This window comes from Pseudomonas sp. (assembly GCF_026224925.1).
Taxonomy (GTDB): Bacteria; Pseudomonadota; Gammaproteobacteria; order Pseudomonadales; family Pseudomonadaceae; genus Aquipseudomonas.
The window spans coordinates 1-5,807 of the sequence record NZ_JAMFRV010000520.1 but is presented as its reverse complement, the minus strand read 5'-3'; the positions used below and the strand labels follow the sequence as shown (position 1 = coordinate 5,807).

7 protein-coding genes are annotated in these 5,807 nt (G+C 61.8%); 4 read left to right on the top strand and 3 right to left on the bottom strand.

Going from position 1 to position 5,807, the window contains the following annotated elements:
* Window positions 1-873: acyl-CoA dehydrogenase family protein (locus tag M0974_RS22060; RefSeq protein ID WP_297841709.1), on the bottom strand; the 873-nt coding region annotated here is incomplete at its 3' end.
* Window positions 874-1,092: 219 nt separating this feature from the next.
* On the opposite strand from M0974_RS22060, the gene M0974_RS22055 reads away from it, so the two are divergent.
* The 4 genes from M0974_RS22055 to dmpG all read left to right on the top strand — a co-directional run bounded on the left by M0974_RS22055 (window position 1,093) and on the right by dmpG (window position 4,733).
* Window positions 1,093-1,866 carry a glucose 1-dehydrogenase gene (locus M0974_RS22055; RefSeq protein ID WP_297841706.1) on the top strand — a complete coding sequence of 258 codons (774 nt, stop codon included), beginning with the start codon at window positions 1,093-1,095 and terminating at the stop codon, window positions 1,864-1,866.
* Between the two features lie 71 nt (window positions 1,867-1,937).
* Window positions 1,938-2,729 carry a fumarylacetoacetate hydrolase family protein gene (locus M0974_RS22050; protein ID WP_297841703.1) on the top strand — a complete coding sequence of 264 codons (792 nt, stop codon included), beginning with the start codon at window positions 1,938-1,940 and terminating at the stop codon, window positions 2,727-2,729.
* Between the two features lie 35 nt (window positions 2,730-2,764).
* The gene (locus tag M0974_RS22045) at window positions 2,765-3,694 is read left to right on the top strand and encodes an acetaldehyde dehydrogenase (acetylating) (RefSeq protein WP_297841699.1); all 930 of its coding nucleotides are present in this window, start codon (window positions 2,765-2,767) and stop codon (window positions 3,692-3,694) included.
* A gap of 10 nt (window positions 3,695-3,704) precedes the next feature.
* Window positions 3,705-4,733 (top strand): 4-hydroxy-2-oxovalerate aldolase, encoded by a 1,029-nt coding sequence (gene dmpG, locus M0974_RS22040; RefSeq protein ID WP_297841697.1) that lies wholly within the window; start codon window positions 3,705-3,707, stop codon window positions 4,731-4,733.
* A gap of 64 nt (window positions 4,734-4,797) precedes the next feature.
* Here dmpG and M0974_RS22035 read toward each other — a convergent pair whose 3' ends face one another.
* A complete protein-coding gene (locus M0974_RS22035; RefSeq protein WP_297841694.1) occupies window positions 4,798-5,631 on the bottom strand; it encodes an SDR family NAD(P)-dependent oxidoreductase in 834 nt (277 codons plus the stop codon).
* A 12-nt stretch (window positions 5,632-5,643) separates the two neighbouring features.
* Window positions 5,644-5,807 (bottom strand): SDR family oxidoreductase (locus tag M0974_RS22030; protein ID WP_297841712.1); only part of this gene is annotated, 164 nt, incomplete at its 5' end.

Sequence of the window (5,807 nt, the reverse complement as noted above, 5' to 3'; positions counted from 1 at the left end):
GACGGTGATGGTCGCTTCAGCGACGGCGGTTTGCGCCACCGGATCGTCGGCAGTGCGCGCGCCGTGCTTGCCAATATGCTTGGCGGCGTTCTCGCGAAACTCATTGATCGCCCCTTGAAGCGCGCCAATGGCCGAGGTCGAAACCGCACGGGAAAACACCTGAGCGAATGGAATTGCATAGATCGGGTTAGTGTTGACCAAGCGTCCCGGCGTTGCTTCGAGGGTCCAGTTATTGGTGCGCTGCACGCGATGCGCCGGCACAAACACGTCCTCGACGACGATGTCGTGGCTGCCGGTGCCGCGCAGCCCCATAACATCCCAGTTGCGCTCTATCTGGTAATCCTTGCGTGGCAGCAGGAAGGTGCCGTGCTCAGGGGCAAAGTCGCCGTCCGCGGGCAGGATGCCGCCCAGCAACACCCAGTGGCAGTGCTCGCTACCGCTGGAAAATCCCCAGCGGCCGCTGATGCGGTAGCCGCCCTCGACCACCGTGACCTTGGCGGACGGCATATAGGTCGAGCAAATCAGCGTATTGTGATCGTCGCCCCAGACCTCGCGCTGCGCCTCGATCGGGTAGCGCGCCAACTGCCAGGGGTGGACCCCCATCACGCCGTAGACCCAAGCTGTGGACATGCAGCCTTCGGCGAGAATCGTCTGAATCTCGAAGAAGGTTCGTGGGTCCACTTCATAACCGCCAAAAACGCGCGGCTGCAAAGCGCGCAGCAGTCCAGCGGCCTGCAGCGCGGCGATGCTCTCTTCGGGTACTTTCAAATCCTTGTCGGCCTGCGCCGTGCGTGCCTTGAGTGCCGGCACCAGGCGCCGCGCACGTTCGACCAGATCACGTTCGTCCGGGGTCTTTTCTCGCATGCTCTGCATCACTCAAATCTCCCAATCACACTGCGCCATTGCGCCAGCTGTCATGGATCATCGGATCGAGCGGCAAATCGTTCATCGTCAAAGTGGACTAGGACTCAAGCGCTATGCAGGCAGGCAGGCCCGCTAGTCCATTGAGACGATGCCGGCGCAAGCCCTGGTCGCGATATTGGGTCTATATAACAGCCGACCCATTAATCCATCCCGGAGCCAGGGCACCCCATGAGTATTTTGCAGCGTTTCCAAATGGACGGTAGCGTCGCCATCGTCACCGGCAGTAGCCGAGGTATAGGTCGGGCGATTGCCCTGGCGTATGCCGAAGCCGGTGCCGACGTGGTGTGTTGCGCCCGTTCGCTTGAAGAGGTGCAAGCCGTTGCCGAGGAAGTGCGCGGCTTCGGTCGGCGTGCTCTGGCGATTGCCTGCGACGTCAACGACGCCGAGCAGCGCCAGGCACTGGTCAGACACAGCCACGAGCAGTTGGGTCGTATTACTCACCTTGTGAACAACGTCGGTGGCGGTGGCCCTAATGACCCGCTGGCCATGAGCCCTGAGCAGTTCGGCCAGGTGCTGAACTTCAATGTTTCCACCGCCTATGCCTTCTGCCAGTTGTGCGTGCCGCTGATGCGTGAAGCCGGTGGCGGCAACATCCTCAATATCAGTTCGGTGGCGGCACGGTATGCGCAGCGCCATTTCAGTGCTTACGGCACCGCCAAAGCCGCCCTCAGCCATTTAACCCGACTGTTGGCCCAGGACTTCGCGCCGCAGATACGGGTCAACGCCGTTGCTCCTGGCCCAACCCTGACCGAAGCGCTGAACGGTGTGATGCCAGCCACCATGCGCCAGACCATGGAAGCCAATACCCCGCTCAGATGCCTGGGCACACCGCAAGACATCGCCGCCGCCGCGCTGTACCTGGCGAGCCCGGCGTCTGCGTGGGTCACTGGCAAGATTATCGATGTTGATGGCGGCGCCGACTCGACGGTCTGGCCCGGCTAAAGCCGCTCCTCTATGTCTGCTCCGGAATCGTTTGGGGCAGGCTTTTTTTCCCTTTATCAAGAGCCTCTGCCATGGACGCCCATTTAACCAAAGCCCTCGGCGACGAACTATTCAACGCCCTGCGCACCCGCCAGACACTCGCGCCCCTGACCAGGCGCTACCCAGAGATCACCCTCGAGCAGGCGTACCGGATTTCCCTGCATTTTCTGCAGCGCCGTGAAGCCCTTGGCGAGCGGGTTATTGGCAAAAAAATCGGCGTTACCAGCCGCGCCGTCCAGGAAATGCTCGATGTCCATCAACCGGATTTCGGCTTCCTCACCGACGCCATGCAGGTCGAAGAGGCCAGCGATATCAGCCTGGCCCAGCACAACCTGATCCAGCCACGGGCCGAAGGCGAAATAGCCTTTATCCTCGGCGAAGACCTGCAAGGCCCCGGTATCAGCGCCGAGGACGTGCTGGCGGCCAGCCAATGGGTCGCGCCGTGCTTCGAGATCGTCGACTCGCGGATCGACGACTGGCAGATCCGCATTCAGGACACCGTGGCCGACAACGCCTCTTGCGGGGTGTTCGCCCTCGGCATACAGCGTGTCGACCCACGTAGGATCGACTTGGCCAAGGTCGAAATGCAGTTGCTTAAAAATGGCCAGCCGGCCGGCAGCGGCTTCGGTTCCGCGGTGCAAGGTCATCCCTGCAAAGCGGTGGCGTGGCTGGCCAATACCTTGGGCGAGCTGGGCATTCCGTTTCGCCGGGGCGAAATCATTCTTTCCGGCGCCCTGGCGCCGCTGGTCCCAGTGGTGGCCGGCGACCGCATCACTCTGTCCATGAGCGGGCTGGGTCATGCCAGCCTGCGCTTCGTGCCCTGACTTTCTTCCCCTTTCTTCCTCTGGAGCCATAGACCATGAGCAAAAAGATCAAATGCGCGGTGATCGGGCCAGGCAACATCGGCACCGACCTGTTGTACAAACTGCTACGCAGCGAAGTGCTTGAACCGGTCTGGATGGTCGGCATTGATGCCACCTCCGAAGGCCTGGCGCGAGCCCGTGAGATGGGCCTGAAAACGACCGCCGAGGGCGTCGATGGCTTGTTGCCGCACGTCCTCGACGACCAGATCCAGATCGCCTTCGACGCCACATCGGCCTACGTGCATGCGCAGAACTCGCGCAAGCTCAATGCCCTGGGCGTGTTGATGATTGATTTGACCCCGGCGGCTATCGGCCCGTACTGCGTGCCACCGGTTAACCTCAAGGCCAACCTTAGCCTGGGCGTGATGAACGTCAACATGGTCACCTGCGGTGGCCAGGCCACCATTCCGCTGGTCGCCGCCGTGTCCAGTGTGCAACCGGTGGAGTACGCGGAAATCATCGCCACCGCCGCCTCGAAATCGGTCGGCCCGGGCACCCGGAAAAACATCGACGAATTCACCCGCACCACGTCCAGTGCAGTGGAAAAGGTCGGAGGCGCAAAAAAAGGCAAGGCGATTATTATCATCAACCCCGCCGAGCCACCGCTGATGATGCGTGACACCGTGCACTGCCTGACCGCCACCGAGCCTGACCAACCGGCGATCACCGCGGCTATCGAAGCGATGATTCTTGAAGTGCAGCGCTACGTGCCGGGCTACAGGCTGGTCAACGGCCCAGTGTTCGACGGCAACCGCGTGTCAATCTTCATGGAAGTCGAGGGCCTTGGTGACTACCTGCCCAAGTACGCTGGCAACCTCGACATCATGACCGCCGCCGCGGCGCGCACCGCCGAGATGTTCGCCGAAGAAATCCTCAAAGGCGCACTGGTGCTGCAAGCCAGCCCCGCCCAACCCGCCCATGCTTAAGGAGTCGACCATGGATCTTCGTGGAAAACGCATCACCGTTCACGACATGTGCCTGCGCGATGGCATGCACCCCAAGCGCCACCAGATTAGCCTGCAACAGATGAAAGACATCGCCTGCGGCCTCGACGCGGCGGGCGTACCGCTGATCGAAGTGACCCACGGTGATGGCTTGGGCGGCAGCTCAGTCAACTACGGCTTCCCCGCGCACACCGACGAAGAATATCTGTCAGCGGTGATTCCGCTGATGAAAAAAGCCAAAGTCTCGGCCTTGCTGCTACCGGGCATCGGCACCGTCGACCATCTGAACATGGCCTACGAACTCGGGGTCAACACCATCCGCGTGGCTACCCACTGCACCGAAGCCGACGTCAGCGAGCAGCATATTTCCCATGCCCGAAATCTGGGCATGGACACCGTGGGTTTTCTCATGATGGCCCACATGAACAGCCCGGAAGGCCTGGTCAAACAAGGCCTGCTGATGGAAAGCTATGGCGCCAACTGCATCTACCTGACTGACTCAGCGGGCTACTTGCTGCCCCATGATGTCTCGGCTCGAGTAGCGGCGATGCGCGCGGCGCTTAAACCAGAGACGGAAATCGGTTTCCATGGCCACCACAACCTGTCGATGGGAGTGTCCAACTCGATCGCCGCCATCGCCGCTGGGGCCAACCGTATCGACGCCGCCTGCGCGGGCCTTGGTGCGGGTGCCGGCAATACACCGATGGAAATACTGGTGGCGGTGTGCGACCGCATGGGCATCGAAACCGGCGTCAGTGTGTTCGGCATCCAGGATGTCGCCGAGGATTTGGTGGTGCCTATCATGGACTTCCCGATTCGTAGCGACCGCGATGCCCTAACCATGGGTTACGCCGGGGTCTACGGTTCATTCTTATTGTTTGCCAAGCGCGCTGAGAAGAAATACGGCGTGTCGGCGCGGGAGATCCTGGTAGAAATGGGCCGTCGCGGCATGGTCGGTGGCCAAGAGGACATGATCGAAGACACTGCAATGACTCTGGCCCGCCAGCGTCGCCAAGCCTGAGTCCCTGCCCTGCACCCCAGCGCCTGCCACAGGTTGACCTGTCGCAGACGCTGAACTCAGCTATTCAACGCCAATCGGCAACGATCCCATGCTCCAGTGCAAAAGGCTGCGCTGCAAGGGTTCTGCGCTGATAACGCGGCGCCTCTTGCGCAGTCGCCAACCACACCATCACGGCTGCTGGAACATAGGGCGGACAACTCCCGGCACGCAGGGCGATCACCCCCTTCTCGCCAATCGTCACTTTGAGTGCCTCGGTGGTCACCACTCCCGGATTGAGGGTGTAGGCACACACACCCGCGTCACCTAACTCCGTCGTCAGTATCCCGGACAGGCGCGATACCGCCGCCTTACCCGCACCGTAGGCATAACCCCAGCCACCCTTGCTCGCCGCGACGGGAGGGTCACTTTCGCCTGCGCCAGAGGTCACGTTGATCACCACCCCGGAGCCCTGCTCGACCATCTGCGCGGCGACTGCTTGGGTTAACAGGAACGGCGCCAGAATGTAGCCTTGGAACATCCGCTCCAGTGTTTGCGGTTGCAGGTCCATAAACCCCGTGTTGAGGTCACGGCCCTGATAAATCGCGTTATTGATCAGCACGTCGACGCGCCCGTATTCGGCCAGCACCGACTGCCAGGCGCCGAGGACCGAGGCGCTGTCGAGCAGGTCCATCGGCACCACCAATACCCGCCGACCGAGGGCGCGGACGGCTTCGGCGGTGCTGTTGAGGCTGCCCGACAGCGGCGCCCCGGCGGCATCGCGCAGGGCGTGCTGATGCTGTTCGCCCTCGTCGAGAGTGCGCGCACTGATTGCCAGATCGAAACCGGCATGGGCGAACGCCAGCGCCGCCTCGCGACCGATGCCACGGCTGGCGCCGGTGATGAATGCCACTTTATTCATGGGGAGTTCCTTTTAAAAACGCGATGCACGGACCATGGCGTCCATACCGCCATCGATAAACACCACGCTGCCATGGATAAAGGATGCTTGCTGCGACTGCAGGAAGGCCACCAATGTGGCGATTTCTTCAGGATGGCCGGCACGCCCCAACGGTGCGACGAACTCGCGCACCGCCT